This window comes from Leuconostoc falkenbergense (assembly GCF_014634805.1).
GTDB classification, from domain to species: Bacteria; Bacillota; Bacilli; order Lactobacillales; family Lactobacillaceae; genus Leuconostoc; species Leuconostoc falkenbergense.
The window spans coordinates 1-21,839 of record NZ_BMBS01000037.1; the positions used below are offsets into that span (position 1 = coordinate 1).

The 21,839-nt window shown below is 40.2% G+C and carries 22 protein-coding genes and 1 other annotated feature; of the genes, 20 read left to right on the top strand and 2 right to left on the bottom strand.

What is annotated here, in order from left to right; all coding sequences use genetic code 11:
* Positions 1-422 precede the first annotated feature (422 nt).
* The 8 genes from IEU71_RS07925 to IEU71_RS07960 all read left to right on the top strand — a co-directional run bounded on the left by IEU71_RS07925 (position 423) and on the right by IEU71_RS07960 (position 5,940).
* Entirely contained in the window at positions 423-1,001 is a 579-nt protein-coding gene (locus IEU71_RS07925) for a TetR/AcrR family transcriptional regulator (RefSeq protein WP_004911530.1), read from the top strand.
* Positions 1,002-1,053: 52 nt separating this feature from the next.
* Positions 1,054-1,137, top strand: a sequence feature (ribosomal protein L21 leader region).
* Between the two features lie 11 nt (positions 1,138-1,148).
* Positions 1,149-1,448: a 50S ribosomal protein L21 gene (gene rplU / locus IEU71_RS07930; protein ID WP_004911533.1), complete on the top strand. Its 300-nt coding sequence runs from the start codon at positions 1,149-1,151 to the stop codon at positions 1,446-1,448.
* A gap of 31 nt (positions 1,449-1,479) precedes the next feature.
* Positions 1,480-1,797: a 50S ribosomal protein L27 gene (gene rpmA, locus IEU71_RS07935; protein WP_002814840.1), complete on the top strand. Its 318-nt coding sequence runs from the start codon at positions 1,480-1,482 to the stop codon at positions 1,795-1,797.
* A 73-nt stretch (positions 1,798-1,870) separates the two neighbouring features.
* On the top strand, positions 1,871-2,965 hold the full coding sequence (locus IEU71_RS07940) for an aminopeptidase P family protein (protein ID WP_036068689.1): 1,095 nt from the start codon (positions 1,871-1,873) through the stop codon (positions 2,963-2,965).
* 1 nt (position 2,966) lies between these two features.
* A complete protein-coding gene (locus IEU71_RS07945; RefSeq protein ID WP_004911539.1) occupies positions 2,967-3,413 on the top strand; it encodes a hypothetical protein in 447 nt (148 codons plus the stop codon).
* Between the two features lie 24 nt (positions 3,414-3,437).
* The gene (locus tag IEU71_RS07950; protein WP_004911540.1) at positions 3,438-4,055 is read left to right on the top strand and encodes a metallophosphoesterase family protein; all 618 of its coding nucleotides are present in this window, start codon (positions 3,438-3,440) and stop codon (positions 4,053-4,055) included.
* 10 nt (positions 4,056-4,065) lie between these two features.
* Complete coding sequence (locus tag IEU71_RS07955; RefSeq protein WP_004911542.1) at positions 4,066-5,406, top strand: bifunctional metallophosphatase/5'-nucleotidase; 1,341 nt, start codon at positions 4,066-4,068, stop codon at positions 5,404-5,406.
* Positions 5,407-5,409: 3 nt separating this feature from the next.
* The gene (locus IEU71_RS07960; protein ID WP_004911544.1) at positions 5,410-5,940 is read left to right on the top strand and encodes a YutD family protein; all 531 of its coding nucleotides are present in this window, start codon (positions 5,410-5,412) and stop codon (positions 5,938-5,940) included.
* 28 nt (positions 5,941-5,968) lie between these two features.
* On the opposite strand, the gene IEU71_RS07965 is transcribed toward IEU71_RS07960, so the two are convergent.
* Positions 5,969-6,406 carry a pyridoxamine 5'-phosphate oxidase family protein gene (locus IEU71_RS07965; RefSeq protein ID WP_004911546.1) on the bottom strand — a complete coding sequence of 146 codons (438 nt, stop codon included), beginning with the start codon at positions 6,404-6,406 and terminating at the stop codon, positions 5,969-5,971.
* Positions 6,407-6,511: 105 nt separating this feature from the next.
* The gene (locus IEU71_RS07970) at positions 6,512-7,555 is read right to left on the bottom strand and encodes a branched-chain amino acid aminotransferase (protein ID WP_004911548.1); all 1,044 of its coding nucleotides are present in this window, start codon (positions 7,553-7,555) and stop codon (positions 6,512-6,514) included.
* A gap of 156 nt (positions 7,556-7,711) precedes the next feature.
* Here IEU71_RS07970 and IEU71_RS07975 point away from each other — a divergent pair, with 156 nt between their 5' ends.
* From IEU71_RS07975 to IEU71_RS08030, 12 genes are all read left to right on the top strand, one after another.
* Positions 7,712-8,656: an NAD(P)-dependent oxidoreductase gene (locus tag IEU71_RS07975; protein WP_004911550.1), complete on the top strand. Its 945-nt coding sequence runs from the start codon at positions 7,712-7,714 to the stop codon at positions 8,654-8,656.
* Between the two features lie 92 nt (positions 8,657-8,748).
* The gene (locus IEU71_RS07980; protein WP_004911553.1) at positions 8,749-10,041 is read left to right on the top strand and encodes an alkaline phosphatase family protein; all 1,293 of its coding nucleotides are present in this window, start codon (positions 8,749-8,751) and stop codon (positions 10,039-10,041) included.
* Between the two features lie 151 nt (positions 10,042-10,192).
* On the top strand, positions 10,193-11,518 hold the full coding sequence (locus IEU71_RS07985; RefSeq protein ID WP_004911556.1) for a bifunctional folylpolyglutamate synthase/dihydrofolate synthase: 1,326 nt from the start codon (positions 10,193-10,195) through the stop codon (positions 11,516-11,518).
* The gene (locus IEU71_RS07990; protein ID WP_004911558.1) at positions 11,518-12,108 is read left to right on the top strand and encodes a non-canonical purine NTP pyrophosphatase; all 591 of its coding nucleotides are present in this window, start codon (positions 11,518-11,520) and stop codon (positions 12,106-12,108) included. Before IEU71_RS07985 ends, IEU71_RS07990 begins: the two co-directional genes overlap by 1 nt.
* Before the next feature lie 72 nt (positions 12,109-12,180).
* Positions 12,181-13,296 (top strand): tRNA dihydrouridine synthase, encoded by a 1,116-nt coding sequence (locus IEU71_RS07995; RefSeq protein ID WP_004911559.1) that lies wholly within the window; start codon positions 12,181-12,183, stop codon positions 13,294-13,296.
* 207 nt (positions 13,297-13,503) lie between these two features.
* The gene (gene murE, locus IEU71_RS08000) at positions 13,504-14,967 is read left to right on the top strand and encodes a UDP-N-acetylmuramyl-tripeptide synthetase (protein WP_036066551.1); all 1,464 of its coding nucleotides are present in this window, start codon (positions 13,504-13,506) and stop codon (positions 14,965-14,967) included.
* A gap of 101 nt (positions 14,968-15,068) precedes the next feature.
* On the top strand, positions 15,069-16,079 hold the full coding sequence (gene lplA, locus IEU71_RS08005; protein ID WP_004911563.1) for a lipoate--protein ligase: 1,011 nt from the start codon (positions 15,069-15,071) through the stop codon (positions 16,077-16,079).
* Positions 16,072-17,208 (top strand): thiamine pyrophosphate-dependent dehydrogenase E1 component subunit alpha, encoded by a 1,137-nt coding sequence (locus tag IEU71_RS08010; protein ID WP_004911564.1) that lies wholly within the window; start codon positions 16,072-16,074, stop codon positions 17,206-17,208. The genes lplA and IEU71_RS08010 overlap by 8 nt, the downstream gene beginning before the upstream one ends.
* A gap of 1 nt (position 17,209) precedes the next feature.
* Entirely contained in the window at positions 17,210-18,190 is a 981-nt protein-coding gene (locus tag IEU71_RS08015) for an alpha-ketoacid dehydrogenase subunit beta (protein ID WP_036068688.1), read from the top strand.
* Positions 18,183-19,475: a dihydrolipoamide acetyltransferase family protein gene (locus IEU71_RS08020; RefSeq protein ID WP_004911575.1), complete on the top strand. Its 1,293-nt coding sequence runs from the start codon at positions 18,183-18,185 to the stop codon at positions 19,473-19,475. The genes IEU71_RS08015 and IEU71_RS08020 overlap by 8 nt, the downstream gene beginning before the upstream one ends.
* A 2-nt stretch (positions 19,476-19,477) precedes the next feature.
* Positions 19,478-20,887, top strand: a complete 1,410-nt coding sequence (gene lpdA / locus IEU71_RS08025; RefSeq protein ID WP_036068686.1) for a dihydrolipoyl dehydrogenase — start codon at positions 19,478-19,480, stop codon at positions 20,885-20,887.
* A 62-nt stretch (positions 20,888-20,949) separates the two neighbouring features.
* Positions 20,950-21,735 carry an alpha/beta fold hydrolase gene (locus IEU71_RS08030; RefSeq protein WP_004911578.1) on the top strand — a complete coding sequence of 262 codons (786 nt, stop codon included), beginning with the start codon at positions 20,950-20,952 and terminating at the stop codon, positions 21,733-21,735.
* Positions 21,736-21,839: the final 104 nt, after the last annotated feature.

The window sequence follows — 21,839 nt, forward strand, 5'->3', positions numbered from 1 at the left end:
TGCCAATCCAAAAATAAAAGTTGCCTAATCAGTTCAGCCCTAGATAAAAAATATTCCGAATTATTGACTTATGAGCACAATTCATATTAATTAGCTGACACCAGATACTTGACCATTGAGTTGACTATAAATTAAAACTTAGAACATGGACAATGTGAACTAAATTATGTATGAAATTTGTGATGTATGCATATAGATTAATGTGACTGGCATGATATGATATCACTTAAGGTGACTCCGCAACACAAAACATTCTAATTCAACTATTCCTTTTCATAATTCTGAGTTTGAAAGACGTTTACCCCAACAATGGGAGCCACCGTACATAGTTTTAAATCATTATCATAAGTGTGTTACTTTTGGTTAGTGTCAGTTTAGAGATGGTATAATAAAATTAAATGCTACAAAGGAGGATTAAAACTGTGCCCAAAAAAATTGACGCTCGAATTGTGCGTACTCGGCAAATTATTCAATCAGCCACTATTGCATTATTGACAACACAGCCAGGATTTTCAATCACAACATTACTATCACGTGCCAATATCACACGGGGAACCTTTTATAAGTATTATGAAAATAAAGAGCACTTGATTTCTGAAGTCAACGATGTCATATTGAATGATTTATTGCTACATACAAAAGACACGTTCCTTGTTGCTGAAATGATTGCTAGCGTCAGTCGCCAAGCGGCATTTTATAATGCTGTGTTGAATCATCATGCTGATCCTTCTTTCCGACATGCGCTATTTGATCGTCTCCGGACACAAATGCAAACTAAAGTGAGTGACTCAACTCAGGATGTTAACCGACGATTACAGTATCAATGGGAGACAATTAACGCCGGTTTCTGGGCAATGATTGCACGGTGGTTAAGCGACGATATGAATATGACACAAGACGATTTGCTTCAAGAATTCGCAGTTTTATGGCGTGGCAATCCAACCGTTATCAAGGAAACGGGATTAGGTTTATATGATTTCACGCCCAAAGTTGCAAAATAGCACATTAGATTTGACTAATGTATTTTCAACTGGTAAAATATAAGGGTTGTTAGCAAAGCTACAACCACTCAGATCAGGTTAAAGCATGTTTGGGACTAGGGCCCGACCGCCTGTGATGGTGAGTCTAAGTATAAGGAGAATTCAATAATGGCATATGCAATTATTGTAACTGGCGGCAAACAATATAAAGTCGCTGAAGGTGACACAATTTTCGTTGAAAAGTTGGATGCAGCTGAAGGTGAAAAGGTAACTTTTGATCAAGTTGTTCTGACTGATTCAAAGATTGGTACACCATTTGTTGATGGTGCAAAGGTCGAAGGCACAGTTGAAAAGCAAGGCAAGCAAAAGAAAGTTGTTACTTTCAAGTACCGTGCCAAGAAGCATTCACATACTAAGCAAGGCCACCGCCAACCATATACACGCGTGAAGATTGATTCAATCGCGTAATCATTACTACTTGTAAAGGAGAAATAGACTTATGTTGATGAATCAAGAAAACTTGCAAATGTTCGCTCACCACAAAGGTGGCGGATCTTCAGCCAACGGTCGTGACTCAGCTGGTCGTCGTTTAGGCACTAAAGTTGCTGACGGACAAGATTTGACTGCTGGTTCAATCATTTACCGCCAACGTGGTACGCATATTTATCCAGGCGTAAACGTTAAAAAGGGTGGCGATGACACATTATTTGCTTTGACAGATGGTGTTGTTAAGTTTGAACGCAAAGGTCGCGAAAAGCGTCAAGTATCTGTTTACACACGTGAACAATACAATGAAATCGTTGCTGCTGCAAAGTAAGTAACTAGTCTAAAGACTGACTTGGGTCAGTCTTTTTTGCTATAATGAAATCAGAACGAGAAAAGAGATTAATATGACAAAATATTACGAAGCACGGCTCAAAAAGCTACAAGCGTTGCTGACTAAATTGGATTTAGACGGTATGATTGTATATCAAGGTTTTAACACAAAATATTTAACTGGTTTTGAGGGTGGAACAGGTGATGGTGTTGTCATTGTTAGCCTAAATCAAGCACGATTAATTACAGATGCACGATATGAAGAAGACTATAAGAACCGTTTGCCTGAAGGGGTTGATTTAAAAATAACCAGAGCATACTATGAAGATGCAGTTGCAACTGCCCAAGAATTTGGCATTAAACACTTGGCTTTTGAAGCAGACTTGCCATATAACATATATGATTATTTAGATGAACTATTACCTGCAAATATTGAATTTGATGCACTACCAAGTGCTATTGAAACTTTACGGGAAGTAAAAGACGAAAGTGAATTAGCTGCGCTTAGACTTGCAGCAACAGCTTCTGTCAAGGCTTTTCAGGATCTAATACAATTTATTCAACCGGGTAAAACAGAGCGCGAAGTAGCCAATGAGTTAGATCGTTTACAAAAAAAATATGGCGCTGAAAAAGCTTCATTTGACACAATTGTTGCTTCAGGGTACCGGTCAGCTTTGCCACATGGTGAAGCGACAGATAAGGTAATAGCTGATGGTGAATTGGTAACGATTGACTTTGGATATTATGTTGATGGTTATACATCAGATGTCACACGAACTATTGCTGTTGGCCAAGTCAGTGATGAATTAAAAGAAATTTATGATATTGTGAAGCAGGCAAATGAAAATGCCATTGCCATTGTTAAACCTGGCATTTCAGGTAGCGAAATTGATAAAGTCGCTCGTGATTATATTACTGAACATGGTTACGGGCAGCAATACAATCATGGTGGTGGTCACGGTGTGGGACTTGATATTCACGAAGGGCCTGCAATTAGTCCGCGCTCTAGTGATGAAATGCAAGTCGGTCATTTATTGACAATTGAACCTGGCATTTACCTTGGTGGTAAGGGTGGTGTTCGCATTGAGGATGATGTTATTGTGACTGCAGACGGATATGAAAATTTGACAGCAGATTTGTCAAAAGACTTTTTAATGATTGGAGCTTAATATGGCACAAACACGATTAGATTTTTTGGTGTTTTATCGTGGAAATTTAGTCAATGGGTTTGATTACGTTTATATTAAGCGCCATGAGGGACATGCTTTTTGGCAAAATGACAACAAATCTCAGGAAGCTAAAGATATTTTGGATCCTGAATTTGATTTCTATAATCCCCACTATAACGCTCAAGGGGAGCCCTTTAATTGGCGCTATCGTGAAAATTGGGTTGATATGACCAATGTGTGGGACCATTTTTCTCAAGAAGCCATGGCCTATATTAAAACATGGTTAACTGAATATCGTGGACCATCCTATGATGATCCAAGTCGTAACGATGAGTGGGGCGTTCGCTACCAAGTACCTGGTCAACCAGAGCGTCTCATTTGGGGATTAAATGCATTTCCAGCAAACTTGGATGACTTTTCAGAGTTTGTCTATCGTTTTGGTAAGTAGTTGGTGGAGAAGTTTTTGTAAACAATGAATTTTTATACAGCAGATACCCATTTTTATCATGATAGTTTACTAACTAGTCAAATTTTTTCACCACGCCCACAATTTTTGACAGTGGCTGATATGAATGAAACTATTATTAATAATTGGAATGCCAAAGTGAAGCCTAACGACACCGTTTATCATCTTGGTGATATTGCGATGAAATATACTAAACCAGCCAGCTTGATTATGGCACAAACTTTTGATATTTTATCGCGTTTAAACGGTCATATCGTGCTGATTAAGGGAAATCATGATAGCAGTTCATTGTTTAAATATTTGGCTAAACAGCAACTTCATAATCAGAATGGTCAACTAAAATTTGACTTTCATGAGGTTGGTGTCAGATTGAAATTTGATCATCATGAAGTGTTTTTGACGCATTATCCGATGATGTTAGGTTTAACAAAAAATCAAATTAATCTGCATGGGCACATTCATAATTACAGTGTTCACGCTAAGGAAAATATTAATGTCGGCGTAGATTCACCTGATATTGATTATTTGCCCAGTGATAGTGTGCCATTTGGTGCGCCGTTAAGTGAAAATGAAGTGATTACCATTATTGCTGGAAAAAAGAAAGACTATTTGCAGCGCGTTTAGGAGAGGTGTTATGGAAACAATTCACATATTACATACAAATGATATCCATTCACATCTTGAAAATTGGCCACGCATAGCACGATTTTTACATGAGAAACAGATGTCTTATAGTGAAGCGTTTACTTTTGATATTGGCGATGCAATCGACCGGTTACATCCCCTCACGGATGCAAGTATGGGCTGGGCAAATATTGAATTGATGAACAATTGTCATTATGATGGGGTAACAATTGGTAATAACGAAGGGCTTGTGTTGTCTCATGAGGCCCTTAATCATTTATATGATAAAGCAAATTTTGATGTCTTATTAGCAAATCTGAAAGAATTACCCAATGATAGTCAACCAAAGTGGGCGCAGAAATATAAAATTTTAACAACGGATTTGGGTACAAAAATTGGTGTTTTGGGTCTAACAGTACCTTATGAACTAACATACCCGCCGCTAGGGTGGCGACCACATGATGTCGACGACACACTAGATTATTTCCTACCAATACTGAGAGATAAAACAGATGTTGTCATTTTATTGTCTCATTTGGGGTTGCCAACAGATGAGCGACTAGCTAGAAAGTATGACATTGATGTCATACTTGGTGCGCACACACACCATTTGTTACCCCACGGAAAAATGATTAATCAGACGATTTTAGCCGGTGCAGGACGCTATGGTGAAAACATTGGCGATGTTACTCTAACGCTGGAGGGCCATCATCTTGTTAATCAAACAGCTGTGACAACACCAGTTTATGAGTTGCCAGAGTCTGTTGACGACTTCAATTTAATTAAAGGGTGGCTTAATGCAGGACGTCATGAGCTAGAATCACAGCATGTCGCAGTTTTGCCAAGAACAATTGGTACTGATGAGCAAGCCTATGATGCCCTGAGGGCTTTAAAAAGTTTCTATCAAGTGCCTGCTGCACTTGTGTCAACGGGCATGTTTGTGGAAGATCTGCCTAAAGGTGAACTCAGTCGTTATGAGTTATTAGAAAGTATGCCGCACGCCATCAACCCGATGCTGATTACACTAACTGGGGCACAAATTAAAAACTTGATGATCAGCATTGAAAAACAGACAGCTGAATTGGCCAACTTTCCTATGAAAGGGAGTGGCTTTAGGGGGAAAGTGTTTGGTTACATGCGTTTTGATGGCATTGATCGGCAGCAAGATGGTCAAATTTTATATCATGGTGAGAACCTAATAATGGATCGAACCTATCAAATTGCTACTTTAGATCATTATAAATGGATTCCTTTTTTTCCAATTATTGCTGACGCACCAAGTGAAATTACATTAAACATTATTTTACGTGAATTAATGGCAGACTACTATACTGACAAATATAAGGGATAACTAATGGATCACGAAACACTTAAAGAAAAAACGATAGCACAGCAAGCAGAGCGAAAATCAGTTTATCGTGTGACGCGTCGTGGAGATGAAATTGAAATAGACCGTCTAACGCTAGAACTAGTTGATAATTTTAAAGACGCTTTTGATGTGGACAAATTAGCCATTCGATATACACCATTGTTGGCACAATACGATTATATAGTGGGTGATATTTCAGCTGAACAATTACGGTTAAAAGGTTTTTATCACAACGATAAGCCCGTGGCGAACCAAGATAAAATACAAACCTTACAAGACTATTTATATGAGTACGTTAATTTTGGTGCGCCTTATTTTGTGTTAGAAAATATTAATCCCCGAGTCAGAGAGCCACGTGAAAACGCTTCACATAAACCAAATGCTAAGCCAAAACGTGAATCCAAAGATAATAAACAGCGTCCAAAAACAAAATCAAAGTCGAAGTCCAAAAATGGAAAACCAACGGTCAAAAAGCCATCAACTAAAAAGCGTTCATTTACGATTAAACAAAAATAAGCTTAACCAATCTGGTTAAGCTTATTTTTTAATCATCTTCTGTTTCAGGAAAATAGCTGACACCATCTTGTGAAACAATCATCGCTGATGCAAAAGTTATTTTAATGACTACCCAATCGTTACTATCTAAATCACCGACTGTATCATGCCAGCCATCAATTTGATCTTCAAATAAGTGAGAAACTGTTTGAATAGGTGTGTCTAAAATTTCAGCAATGGCGTCATTTGATCCAACCCAAGCATTCTTTTCATTGCTTGGCGCAGTTGTGAATGACACATGTGGGTTCTTCTCAATTTCTTTTACTTTTGTAGATTGACGGAAAGTTGTTATGTAAAAAAAGTTTGTCAGTGTTTCAGGTAAAGCATAGTAAGTAAATCGATTTGATGGGTGTGTGCCATCGAGACTTAAGGTAGCAATATTAACAACATGAACGCCAAGGCGTAGTGCTTCTTCAACTGGGGACATAAGATACCTCACTATTCGTATTTTAATACTATTATAGCGATTGAATGTGAACAAATTGTGAACATAGCCAAAATAAAAAAGCGCGAACCGCGCTTTCTCTCAATATTAGTCAAGTGGTACATCAACTGCCCAACCTTCAGGACCTTCTTGATCACCATATTGGATCGCAGTCAAACGATCATATAGCTTTTGAGTCCATGGCCCAACTTCAGTTTCAGAATAGAAGACATGCTTGTTGCCTTGGTGTGTAATTGATCCAACTGGTGAAATGACAGCAGCAGTTCCCATTGCACCAGCTTCAGCAAACTGATCAAGATCATTGATCGATATTGTTGTTTCTTCAGCTTCCAAACCAAGTTCTTGGGCCACAGCAAGCAAAGAATACTTTGTTACTGAAGGCAGAATAGAAGGTGATTTTGGTGTTAAGAAGCGACCATCTTTTGTAATACCAAAGAAGTTGGCTGATCCCAGTTCTTCAATATTTTCGTGAAGACGTGGATCAAGATAAACGACATCTGAGTAACCAGCTTTATGTGCTTCATCACCAGCCAACATTGAAGCACCATAGTTACCACCAGCTTTGGCTGCGCCAGTACCACCGTGTGCTGCACGATCATAATGATTTGTGACGTAAGCTGTGGGTGTCAAGCCACCCTTATAATAAGCACCAACAGGTGTTGCATAAACTTCAAAAACATAATTGTCAGCTGGATGAACACCAACCACTGGGCCACCACCAAATTCAAAAGGACGCAAATAAAGCGTTGCACCAGTTCCGTATGGCGGAATAAAGTCTTGGTTAGCCTTTGTTACTTCTTTTAAAGCGCGTAAAAAGAGTTCTTCTGGTACAGGCGCCATCATCAAACGGTCAGCGGAATTTTGCAGGCGCTTGGCGTTGCGGTCAGGGCGGAACAAGTTAGCACCACCATCTTTTCGACGGTATACTTTTAATCCTTCAAAAATATTTTGGCCATAGTGAAGGCCGGTTGCAGCTTCATTAACTGGAATGTTGGCATCTGTTTCAAGGCCACCTTCACTCCATTTACCATCTTTATAATAAGCTCGGAAACGATAGGGAAGATCATGATATTCAAATCCTAAGTTATCCCAATCAAAATCTTCGGGTTTTGCTTTCTGTTGTTCAGACATTGTCCATCCTTCTTTCTTAGAGAAATATGATAAAACTACTATAACGCTTAGAAACAAATTGTTCAACCCTTCATTTTTTAATGGTGACATGTTCAGCCTAAACAAATCATGTATAATAAGGTTATAATAATGGGGTTAACTAGAATTGGAGACAAAATGACATTACTACTCGCAGTTAAAGCATTGACGCAAGAAAACAGAGATTTTCTTGCGCAGTATGATATTGATGTTGTGACACCTGACACAGTAACTGATGATCAACTATCAGAAGTAGTCATTAGCTATGCTTGGGATAACACCATCGGGAACAAAATATTAAGTTTACCAAATACTAAATTAAAATGGATTCAGGCACAATCAGCTGGTGTGGATTATTTGCCATTGCCCTTGTTGGCAAAACGTGGTATCACTGTGACCAATGCTAGTGGTTTGAAGGCATTACCAATTGCTCAAACAGTATTGGGTTATTTGCTATATTTTGCGCGAGGATTAAATGTTTATGCTACTCGTACACACTGGGAGCCATTTACTGATCAATACTTAATTAGTGAATTGCCTGTTTTAGTGTTTGGTACAGGCCGAATTGGTCAACAAATTGCGCATCATATCAAGGCATTTGGTGGCAAAGTCTATGGTGTCAATACGAGCGGACGACCAGTAGCTGGTTTTGATGAGACATTTCCAATTACAGACTATCAAGCTGGTTTAGCTAAAGCACAAGTCGTTGTCGATGGGTTACCTGGGACTAAAGATACAGAAAATTTTTTTGATGATCATTTTTTTGCACAATTTAACCAACTATTTTTGTTTATAAACATTGGTCGTGGTACTACTTTGAACCAATCTGCCTTGCTAGAAGCGATTGATGATTCACGTGTTAAGTATGCTGCGTTAGATGTGACAACACCTGAGCCATTACCTCATGCTCATCCACTATTTGAACGACCTCAAATTCTACTAACTCAACACACAAGTTGGGGAGAAAATATTAACGCGGGTCGGGTAGGTGGCTTATTCCGATTATTCGAAAAAAATGTACCGAGTTTTATGAAAGACCAAACTTTCATCCAAAATGTGGTTGATTTGAACAAAGGTTACTAAATAGAAGATTAGCATGATGAAAAAATGCTAATTTAAAAGAGATTGTTGATAAAAATGACGTCCAATCAGCGCCAGTAGAGAGGATTTTATTCATGGTTTTAACACATCCACTAGTGATTGTGTCGTTTGATGCATTGGGCGCAGAAGATGTCGCTCAGCATCTCGATATGATGCCCAATTTGGCGCAATTAATACAGCGTGGGGCTCATGTCAAAAAAGTGGAAGGTATTTATCCGACTTTGACCTATCCATCGCATACGTCAATTATGACAGGTGTTTATCCAGCAAAGCATGGTATTGTTAATAACACTAAAATACAACCAGAACGTGGTGATTCACCGGATTGGTATTGGTATGCTAAAGATATTCAGGTACCTACTTTGTTTGATTTAGCACACCAAAAAGGACTGAAGACGGCGGCATTTTTGTGGCCGGTTTCGGCAAAAGCACCGATTACTTGGAATATCGCTGAGATTTTCCCAAATCGCATTTGGACGAACCAAGTTTTGGTTTCGTTTAATGCCAGTACGCCATACTTTATGTTTGATATGAACCGACGTTTTGGTAAGTTACGGAACGGAATTAAGCAACCCAATTTGGATAATTTTATTACTGCTGCCGCGGTTGACACGATAAAAAATAAAAAGCCAGATTTGTTGGCCGTTCATTTGGTTGATATGGACGCACATCGGCATCAGTTTGGCGTGCGTTCATCAGAAGCATACGCAGCTTTAAAACGCCTTGATGCGCATCTTGGCGAATTGATTGCAGCCACAAAAGTTGCTGGTAATTTTGAAGACACAAATTTTGTTGTCCTTGGTGATCACTTCCAAATTAACGTTGATCATATGATTCACCTTAATCAGTTGTTTGCTGAACAAGGATGGTTAGCTGTTACAGAAAAAGGCTTAATTGATGGTGATTGGCGCGTGTTAGCTAAGACCACTGACGGGTCGACATATGTTTATATCAAAGATGATAGTTTACAAGGTAAAGTGCGGTCAATTGTTAACCAAGTTCAGGGTGTTGAAGCAATTTATCAGACAAGCGATTTGATAAAATGGCATATCAATCCGGATGCTGCTTTCATTGTTGAAGCACAAAATGGTTATTTCTTTACTGATGAGGTGAACCGGCCAGCGGTTGTTGAAGCGACAAACGATGCTGATTTAGGCACGAGTGATCGTTATAAAGCGGTTCATGGTTTTCGACCTGATAAGCCTGATTATCAAACAACACTAGTATTGGCGGGCCCAGATATTGAACATATTACGATTGATGATGCGCGTTTGGTTGATGAAGCACCAACTTTTGCTAGATTGTTGGATGTTGAATTTGAGAATGTGTTAGATGGCATACCTTTAGAAAAAGTCATTAAAAGATAGGCATAATATGAACACCCTCTATCTTGAAACATGTTATGACTTATTGAAGCACCACATTCGGTGCTTTTTTGATGGTGTATTCGTTCAAATCAATTTAACACAGACGTGATATATGTTAAGATATATTTAAGTTATTTTTCGGAGAAGTCAAGTGGATAAACAATTAGAAAAACGTGAAACCAAAATTTTAGCCCGTTATAAAAGGGTGATTAAAAGTTTTGACAAAACATGGCGCGTGATTGACGATACACGTGTGCCTATTTTACGCGAGGTTCTCAGTTGGTTAGACCATCCTGACACTAAACTCAAAATCATTCAGATTGCTGGTACGAACGGTAAAGGGTCAACAGGTGCCATGTTAGGTGCTGTTTTGAAAGCTAATGGCTATACTTATGGTCATTTTTCTAGTCCTTTCATCATGGATGATCGTGAACAGATTCGTATTAATGGCGAAATGATTACGAAACATGATTTTCTGACTTACTATGATCAGGTTGTTGCAACATTTGCCGCCCACGGACATGCAATTGATTATTTATCGTATTTTGAATATTTGACGATTATTTCACTATTGGCTTTTGTGGACAATGGCGTTGACATTGTCATATTTGAAGCTGGTTTAGGTGGCTTGCGAGACGCTACAAATGCGATTGAGGCACCAATGTTGACGGTTTTCACCAAAATTAGCATTGATCATCAAAATCTATTGGGTCACAACATTAAAGAAATAGCCGAGAATAAATCAGCGCTGATTAAATCAGGGACATGGGTCATTAATTATGCTGGTCAAGATATTGACGCTACGAAAGTATTGAAAGCGCGAACAGATGCTGTTGGCGCCCGATGGTTCGAGCACAAGCGTGATGAAATTATAATCTTAAATACAACACCAGCTGGATTAGATTTGAGTATTAATGGTGAAAGCGGCTATTTTCTAAGTATGTCTGGTGCCTTTCAGGTTCACAATTTTAGTATTGTTTTACAAATAAAAGCAGCGTTAATTGAAAAAGGGATGGTCTTTGACCGCGCAAAAACAAAACAAGGATTGGCGAATGTCAGAATCTTAGGTCGCATGAATTATCATGAAGATACCAACATTTTGTTTGACGCAGCTCACAATGTTGATGGTATTAGAGGGCTGGTATCGGCGCTGAATGCTTGGCACTTGAAAATCAAGCCAACATTGATTTTGGGTGTGTTAAAAGATAAAGACTATCATGAAATGTTGGATGAAATCGTACCTTTTGTGCAACGGGTCATTACGGTTACGCCTAATAATAAAACACGCGCTTTATCAGCAGATGAACTGGCAGCCGATATTTTGTCAGATTATCCAAATATTGAGGTAGAGATTGCCAACGATGCTTCGGCAGCAATTTCACTGGCTATGAGGGTCCGTGAGTCTTCAAAAGCATTGATTGTGGTAACTGGTTCTTTTTATACTTTAAGCGCTATTCATAGAGAAGGAGGCATTTAATGCGATTTGTTCTAGCTTCAAATAATACTGCTAAAACGGAAGAAGTGGCCGTTTTAGCGCAGGCGATGGGACATCAAGTAGAAAATTATCGAAATGTTCTAGGCGAAACATTAGTTTTCCCAGCGGAAACCACGACTTCTCAAATTGAAAATGCTCGTGTTAAGGCACAATTTGTCCATCAGTATTTACCTGATGAATACGTTTTATCAGATGATACTGGCTTATATTTGTCAGCTTTTCCGGATCGCTTTGGTGTTGTGACAGCGCGAGAGTTCAAAGCAGAGGGTATCTTAGGAACTGAAGCAGAGCAACAATATATTCTTGACTTATTACGTCAACCGTCAATAGATCGATCAGGTTATTTATTGGCTGTGATGGGCTTAGCAACGCCAGACAATCGTTTGTTAACGGCACAAGGCAAAGGTGGCGTTCGAATTGCAGAAAATAGTCGACGAGGTGATTACATTGATGGCTTAGACAATATCGTTGAAGCTGAAAATGGATTGACTTTGTCAGAAATGTCAATTAATGAAGTAATTGATTATCACGATCGTTCACGTGCTTTGCAGGCACTTGTGAATCTTTTGTGAAAACATCTAGCCCGTGGTAAAATGGGAGAGATGTTTTTTTGTAGATAATATAAAATAATGAGGCAACACAATATGTCAAATTCAATAACAACATTGCCATTTTGGGATGAAGTCGTGGCAAATGCACAAATGGGTCACGATCAAAAGCAACCTTTTTTTAGTATGGCACCTATGGAAGCAGTTACTGATACTATTTTCCGCCGAGTGGTTGCTCAGGCAGGCGCTCCTGACGTCTATTATACTGAATTCACAAATGCCAGTTCCATGATTCACCCAAAGGCCAAATTTTCAGTGCAAGGTCGTCTAGCGGTAGCGGAAAATGAACAGCAACCGATTGCACAAATTTGGGGCGGACGTCCAGACGATATCGCTGGCGCTGCTAAACTTTTACCCTCAATGGGTTACCGAGCAGTTGATATCAATATGGGTTGCCCTGATGCAACGGTCATTAAAAACGGCGCGGGTTCGGATTTGATTCGTCATGAAGATTTGGCACGACAGATTGTGGCTGCGGCCAAGCAATCTGGTCTACCTGTTTCGGTTAAAACACGGCTAGGCTTCTACAAGACTGAAGAATTTAGGGAATGGTTACCCATCATTTTGCGGCAAAATGTGGCTGTGCTAACAGTGCATTTGCGAACGCGACAGGAAATGTCAAAAGTACCGGCTCATTTTGAATTCATCGATGAGATTTTGGCGATGCGTGATGATATTGCGCCACACACCTTAATCCAAATTAATGGCGACATCAAAACGCGTCAACAAGGATTGGACTTAGCAAAGGCTCATCCAGGATTAGATGGTATTATGATTGGACGGGGCATTTTTGAGAATCCTTACGCGTTTGAAAAAAGTCCACGCCAACACACTTTGACAGAATCAATTGATTTGTTAAACTTGCAGTTAGATTTATTCGATGAGGTCAATGCGACAGTCACCCCAAAACATTTTGAGGCGTTGAAACGTTATTTTAAAATATACTTGCGTGGATTCGCACATGCTTCTGCTTTACGTCAAATGCTGATGGAAACGCATTCGACTGATGAAGTACGGACTGTTTTGGCACGTGAATTAGCTAAAGTTTATGATGCTGTTGCTAATGACAAACATATTTACCGAGATAATGCTGCTGCAAGCGCAGATATGGCAGCGGCGACTGCTCGTAAGCTTGCCAGTGAAACTGATTAACGACAATATATTCAAACGCAAACCTTGAAACAATGTGAGGTATTCTTGTGTTTGAATTTTTAATTTTCAGTTAAAAATGACTTTTTAAGGTTAATTTTTAGCGATATAGCGTTTAGATTGCCCTAGGATTCTGCGCGAAGATGGTATAATTGTAATCAGTATTATAGCGTTTGCCAATATGAAAAAAGGTAAAAATAATTGAGACAAATAAAATTAACATCGCAACAAATTGAAGATATTTTAAATGAACATCATTTGTTAATCAAATCAGCTGATGTCAACGCGACATTTGACTTTTTGCATTATGATACACGTCAAGTACGTAATAATACATTATTTGTCGTGAAAGGTGCCTTTAAGTCAGAGTATTTAGCCGATGCCCAAGGTATCACCGGATTGATTGTTGAGCAACCCCTAGCAATAAATTTGCCACAATGGCAGGTCACAAACGTCCAAAAAGCATTATCATTATTGTCAATGGCTTTTTTTGACTATCCTCAAAAATCCCTTTGGATTGCTGCTGTCACTGGTACAAAGGGGAAGACTACCGCGGCTTATTTTGCATATACAATGCTTAAAGAAGCAACAAACAATCATACGGCACTTTTTTCCACCGTTGATCGTATTACGGGTCCAGAACCTCAAGATAAGAAAAAGTCTGATTTAACGACACCTGAGTCTTATGAATTATTTAAAGATATGCGCCGAGCGGTCGATAATGGCATGACACATTTGGTTATGGAAGTCAGCTCACAAGCCTATCTTAAAAATCGTGTTTACGCGTTGCGGTACAATGTTGGTGCGTTTTTAAATATTTCACCAGATCATATTGGGCCAAACGAACATCCGACTTTTGAAGATTATTTAGCGCATAAGATGATGTTATTTGATCACTCTGATGAGGTGATTATCAATGCGGAGACAGACCATTTTGATACAATTTATGCACATGCTAAAGCCGAGCATGATAAAGTGTATTTGTACAACCGTTGCATGATAACAACACAAGAAAGTGCCATTCATGAGAGCCGATTTACTGTAACAAAAAGCGATTTTCCAGAAATGATTGGGCAATATCGTCTTAATTTACCTGGTGACTTTAATGAATCAAATGCTTTAGCTGCGATGATGATGGTTGCCTTTGCTGGCGTTAAGCACGAGGCAATGGTAAAAGGTTTGGACGAAGTGTTCATTCCCGGTCGCATGTTGAGCTTACCGATTCCAAATCACGGCATTGCGTTTGTGGATTACGCTCATAATTACGCGTCCATGAGGGCCTTGTTACACTTTGCTCAGTCGCAATCACCCGAAGGTCGTGTCATCGTGGTAGTGGGTTCGCCAGGCAATAAAGGGGTGTCACGACGTGCTGATTTTGGTCGTGTAGTGAGTGAATTGGCTGACGTTGTTTATTTAACGGCTGATGACCCACAATTTGAAAATCCGCTTGACATTGCTCACCAAATTGCTGAACACATTGATAATCAATTATTAGTCGTTCATTTTGAAATGGATCGGATTAAGGCAATTCACAAGGCCATTTCGAATGCTGGACAGCATGACATTGTGATTGTGGCGGGAAAAGGCGAAGATCCTTATCAGAAAATTAACGGTGAAGATGTGCCTTATATTGGTGATTATGCCGTCGTTAAACAATTTAAGATGCAACTATAAAATCCAATAGGATTTTTTTTTGTCAAAAAATGCCGTCATTTTCTGAAAACAGGCGTATAATATAAGTGTAATATGTAAGCGGTTACAAAAGGAGAAAAGTTATGCAATTCATCAATTATTTTGGTAATGATGCCTATACAAATATTGCCATGGATGCTTGGTTACTGAAAAACTTGCACCCAAGTGAGCCAGTTTTTGCTCTGTGGCAGAATAAGCGGGCCATCATTGTCGGCGAGAATCAGAACACGTTTGCGGAGGTTAATCAAGATTACGTTGATAGCCATGATGTTCAAGTTGTCCGTCGCGTATCAGGTGGTGGCGCGGTTTATCATGATTTAGGTAATATTTGCTTTACGTTTTTTGTACCGGTTGCAAATAGTGCAAATGTCAATTTTCACCAATTTGTTAAACCGATGGCTGATGCCTTAGAGTCAGTTGGTATTCCGGTAGAAATTTCCGGCCGAAATGATTTGGAAATTAACGGTAAGAAGGTATCTGGGAATGCGCAACGTTATGCGGGTGGTTACCTGATGCACCACGGGACTTTACTTTGGAATACTGATGTTGAAGCGATGGTGAGGGCACTAAATGTTGCGGATGAAAAATTTATTTCTAAGGCAGCTAAGTCGGTACGTGCTCGTGTTGGTAACATCAAAGATTTTGCACCTGAATCGTTGACAATTGATGACTTCATTGCCAAATTACAATATTATTTGAGTGATGAGGGTCGTGATGGTGAGTATCAATTAAGCGACACGCAAAAAAAGGCTATTTTGCAAGCTCGGGATCAAAAATTCTCACAATGGTCATGGAATTACGGCAAGAGTCCAGAATTTATGTATGATAATCATGCAAAATTTGATGGAGGTGCGATTGATGTTCAGGTCAATGTTAATGATGGTCGGATCACAGACATTAACTTCACTGGCGATTTCTTAGGTGTTCGCGACTGGCGCGAAATCAAGCCAGCATTAGTTGGAATACCATTTACACCTGAAGCTGTTTCGACAATACTTGACCAAAAACGTGACGGACAATACTTTGGTAGCATTACAAATAATGAACTATTGGCAACTTTTTTCCAGAAAGATGAGGTAAAAATTCATGAGTAATCTAACAGCAACAAACCAGCAGATACTGGATTTTCAAGCACAATTAGAAGCACAAGACACATCATTTCCGATGCTGTCTGTATTAAATAATGATGGTCAAATTGTTGATGAAGAAGCACTGAAGCGTGCTGATTTATCAGATGAAGATCTTGTCAACATTATCAAAAGAATGTTGCTCAGTCGGCAATTAGATATCCGTTCAACTAAATTAGCTAAACAGGGTCGATTCGGATTCTTTGCGCCAACTGCTGGTCAAGAAGCTTCACAGATGGCATCGTCCTATGCTTTTAATGATGATGATTGGTTGATGCCCGGCTATCGAGACATTCCAGAAATTGTGGTTAAGGGTTGGCCAATTTGGAAAGCAATTTTGTGGTCCCGTGGACATGCCTTAGGAAACGAATTTACCACAGAAGACGGTAAACCTGTTAATGCATGGATACCACAAATTATTATTGGTGCGCAGTATGTTGAAGCAGCCGGTATTGCTTTGGGACTGAAGAAAAGAAATAAAGATGCCGTTGCCTATGCTTATACTGGTGATGGTGGTACGTCGCAAGGTGACTTTTACGAAGGCATGAATTTTGCGGGTGCGTACAAGGCGAATGCCGTCTTCTTTGCACAAAATAATGGTTATGCGATTTCAACGCCCCGTTCATTGCAAACAGCAGCCACGCATTTGGCAGCAAAAGGATGGGCAGCCGGTTTGCCAAGTATTGTCGTTGATGGTAACGATCCGATTGCTGTTTACTTAGCAGCCAAAGAAGCCCGTGCATGGGCAACGAGTGGTAAAGGGCCTGTCTTTATCGAGACGCTAACAGATCGTCTAGAACCACATTCAACAGCGGGTGATGATCCACTCCGATATCGGACACAAGCAGATATTGATGCTTGGTGGCAAAAAGAGCCACTGATTCGTATGCGCAAGTTTATGACTGAAAAAGGTATTTGGTCTGAAGAGCAGGAAAGTTCATACATTGACGAAGTTAATGCGCTAATTGATGAGCAAATTAAGATCGCCGACAAAGTAGACAAGCAAAAGATTTCTAATTTCATTAAGCATACATTGGAAGTTCCCGGACAGGCAATGACCGAACAAATCAGCAAGTTTGAAAGTGAGGGAAAGTGACATGGCTGTTAAAAGTTATATTGACGCAATTCGTGAGGCAATGGATTTAGCGCTAAAGAAAGATAACGATGTTGTTATTTTTGGTGAAGACGTTGGTGAAAATGGTGGTGTTTTCCGTGCTACTGATGGTTTGCAGGCTAAGTATGGCGAAGAGCGCGTTTTCAATACGCCGTTAGCTGAATCCGGTATTGGTGGTTTAGCGATTGGCTTGACTACGCAAAATTACCGCCCGATTATGGAAATTCAGTTTTTCGGATTTGTTTTTGAAGTGATGGATTCCATTGCTGGTCAAATGGCTCGTAACCGCTTCCGCTTCAACGGCACGCGCCAAATGCCAATTGTCGTGAGGTCACCTTATGGCGGCGGTACCAAAACACCAGAAATGCACGCAGATAATTTAGAAGGTATGGTGGCACAAATTCCAGGCATTCGTGTTGTAATGCCAGCTAATCCAGCTGATGCCAAGGGATTATTGATGAGTTCAATTGAATCTAACGACCCTGTCGTTTTCTTGGAAAATTTGCATTTGTACCGTTCATTAAAAGGGGAAGTACCCGAAGGCTATTACACAACACCGCTTGACACAGCAGCTGTGGCGCGTGAAGGCGAAGATGTCTCTATTATTTCGTATGGTGGCGGTGTACCAGTAGCACTAAAGGCAGCGGACGCCTTAGCCAAAAACGGTGTGTCCGCAGAAGTGTTAGATTTGCGCACTGTTTCACCATTGGATATCAAATCAATTGGTGATACGGTGACAAAAACTGGACGTGTTGTTATTGTGCAAGAAGCACAACGGATGGCTGGCATTGGTGCCAATGTAATGGGTGAGATTTCCGAGCGCTTTATTTTAAGCCTAAAAGCACCAATCGGTCGTGTTGCAGCACCTGATTCAGTTTATCCATTTGGGCAGGCAGAAAATGATTGGATGATTAAACCTGATGATGTTGTTGCAAAAGTGATGGAGGTTGTTAATTATGACTGAGATTTTTAAAATGCCAGATATTGGCGAAGGCATGGCTGAGGGTGACATCACGTCGTGGTTAGTTAAAGTTGGTGATACTGTGGCTATGGATGACCCAGTCGCGGAAGTTCAAAATGATAAGCTGATTCAAGAAATTTTATCGCCGTACGCAGGTACTGTCACCAAGCTGTTTGTTGACGCAGGCACAACTGTTTCTGTTGGCGATTCATTGATTGAATTTGATGGTGACGGTAGTGGCAACAGTGGTGATGAGAGCGCTGAACCAACAGCCAACGATACAGTTGAAGACACATCAGTTGATACAACCACTTCAGTCACACCGCAAACACCGACAGCGACTGAATTACCACAAGTTGTTAATGGACATGTTTTGGCTATGCCATCAGTGCGCCATTTAGCCTTTGAAAAAGGGATTGATTTGACTAAAGTTCCGGCGACGGGTCGTCATGGACATGTGACATTAGCTGATGTCACGGCATACCAAGCAACGGATACACCAGTAGCTGCAATTTCAAGTGAGGCATCTAATGAAACAACTGCCACAGCGGCAGTGACCAAAGATGTTGAAGTGGCTGAACCTGTACGCGAAGGTCGCCAACCAATGTCAGGCGTTCGCAAGGCAATTGCTAAAGCAATGGCAACACAGAATGCAACTATTCCAACGGTTACTAATTTTGATTCGGTTGAAGTTAGCAAATTGGTCGCTCATCGTCAAACATTTAAGACGCAATTGGCCGATCAAGACATTCATTTGACTTATTTGGCTTATGCGGTGAAAGCTTTAGCTGCAACGGCTAAAAAGTTCCCTGAAATCAACGCAAGTCTAGACATGGATACTCAAGAAGTTGTCTATCATGACGATGTCAATATGGGCATTGCTGTTAATGCGCCAAGTGGTCTTTATGTGCCAGTCATTAAACGGGCTGACCAAAAGTCAATTGTGACAATAGCTAAAGAAATTGCTGAGTTAGCAACCGCTGTTCGTGAAGGAACAATTAAGCCAGCGCAAATGCAAGGCGGTACGGTTACAATTTCTAACCTTGGTTCGGCACGTGGTACTTGGTTCACACCAATTATTAATGGTAAAGAAGTCGCAATTCTTGGCTTGGGATCAATTCTGAAAGAACCCATTGTTGGTTCAGATGGTGAATTGGCGGTCGGTCAAAATATGAAATTGTCATTGAGTTATGATCATCGTTTGATTGATGGCATGTTAGGACAGTCAGCTATTAATTATTTGAAGCAACTGTTGGCTGACCCAGCCTATATGTTGATGGAGGTGTAATCATGGTTGTTGGTGCACAAGCACGTGAAGTAGATACAGTTGTTATCGGATCAGGTCCTGGTGGCTATGTAGCAGCTATTCGCGCTGCTGAATTGGGTCAAAATGTGACGATTATCGAACGTGATCAAATTGGTGGTGTTTGTTTAAATGTCGGTTGCATTCCGTCAAAAGCCTTAATTAATGTGGGACATCATTATCGTGATGCTATATCAGAAAATCCTTTTGGTTTGACACAAACTGATGCAAAAATCGATTGGTCAAAGACACAAGATTGGAAGCAGAATACTGTGGTCAACACGCTGACCGGTGGTGTTAAAATGTTGCTCAAAAAGCATCATGTTGATATTATTCAGGGTGAAGCATCATTTAATGACAATGAAACATTAAATGTTGTTCAAGAAGATGGCCACGAATTGCTGCAATTTAACAATGCTATTATTGCGACTGGCTCTAGCCCAATCGAGATTCCGGCTTTTCCATTTGGAAAGCGAATCGTTGATTCTACTGGTGCCTTGAGTTTACCTGAAATACCTAATAAGCTAATTATTGTTGGTGGTGGCGTGATTGGTTCTGAACTTGGTGGTGCTTATGCTAACCTAGGCTCTCAGGTCACAATTATTGAAGGCTTGGATCACACGCTAAATGGATTTGACGCAGAGCTGGCTAAACCAGTCATAGATGATTTCACGAAACGTGGTGGGGTGATTGTTACCTCAGCCATGGCAAAAAGCGCTGTCCAAACTGAAAACGATGTGACATTGACTTATGAAGTAGATGGGCAAGAACAAACAGTTTCTGGTGATTATTTGTTAATTGCTGTTGGCCGGCGCGCTAATACCAATACGCTTGGTCTCAACAATACTGATGTCAAATTAAGCGATCGTGGCTTGATTGAAATTGCTGATAACATACAGACAACTGTGCCTCATATCTACGCCATTGGTGATGTGACAGCGGGACCACAATTGGCACATAAGGCAAGTTTTCAAGCTAAAATTGCTGCAGCTGCAATTTCTGGGGATGCGCATGCTCGTGACTTGCATTATTCCTTACCAGCAGTTGCCTATACAAATTATGAATTAGCAACAACAGGCGAGACACCGGAGTCAGTGACTGAAAAGCAGTTAACGGCTACAATTTCGAAGTTTCCATTTGCTGCTAACGGTCGTGCCATTTCAATTGATGAAGCAGTTGGCTTTATTCGTTTGATAAGCGATAAGACAACTAAAGCGCTATTGGGTGCACAAATTGTTGGTCCGGGTGCCTCGGATTTGATTTCTGAATTGTCATTAGCTATTGAAAATGGTCTAACGACGACAGACATTTCCCTAACGATTCATCCACATCCAACTTTGGGTGAAGCCATCATGGATGCCGCTGAAGTTGCGGATGGCTTACCAATTCATATATAATAAGCTTGACATAAACAAAGTTGCTTTTTGTAGCGACTTTGTTTTGATTGGAGGAACAGATTTTGTCAACAATGATGACAAATGATGGTGTGAGACTCGATTATCAAATATTTGGTACAGGTCAGCCCATTATTTTGGTTGAAGGGTATTCAGGGAATCAAGCAACATGGGTGATGCAGGTTGAACCACTTGTAAACGCTGGCTTACAGGTAATCACTTATGATCGTCGTAACCATGGGAAAAGCGATACGGTTGACTACGGTATGCGAATGGCACGGCACGGGCAAGATTTAGCTGAATTAATGGCACAATTGAGGCTGGAGAAGCCAATATTGATGGGACATTCAATGGGCGCCAGCACCATTTGGGCTTACTTATCCTTATATGGGGATGCCAACGTCAGAGCTATCATTACTGAAGATCAGCTTCCAAAGATATTGCGAGATGATAGCTGGCCGTATGGCATTTTTAACGCTGATTTGACGATGATTTGGACAGCAGCGACAAAACTACCACATACAAAATTAACGCGATTGAAACTGTCAGAAACAGTCAAACATGCGTTGGCTGATAACTATCAACCATTTGACTTTCAGTACAATGAACCACTACTATTAGACAGCTTAATTCAAGATTGGCGTGATGTGTTACGTCGTGAGCAGGTGAAGCACTTATTCATTGCTGGTCAAGACTCGCCACTTTGGCCGTCGGTACATGTTGAAACAGTTGTCGCCATGTCAAAAAATGGTCAAGGTATCACTATTGATAAAGCGGGACATATTCCTCACATTGAGGCACCAGATCAATTTAATGATGCAGTCCTAAATTTTGTTAGAACGATTATGTAAAAAGCAATCCAGACGTATATTTAACGTTTTGAAGTGAACCCAATAACTTGGACAAAATAAAAAAATGTCCAGAAAGTTATTGGGTTTTTCTATGTCTAAATATT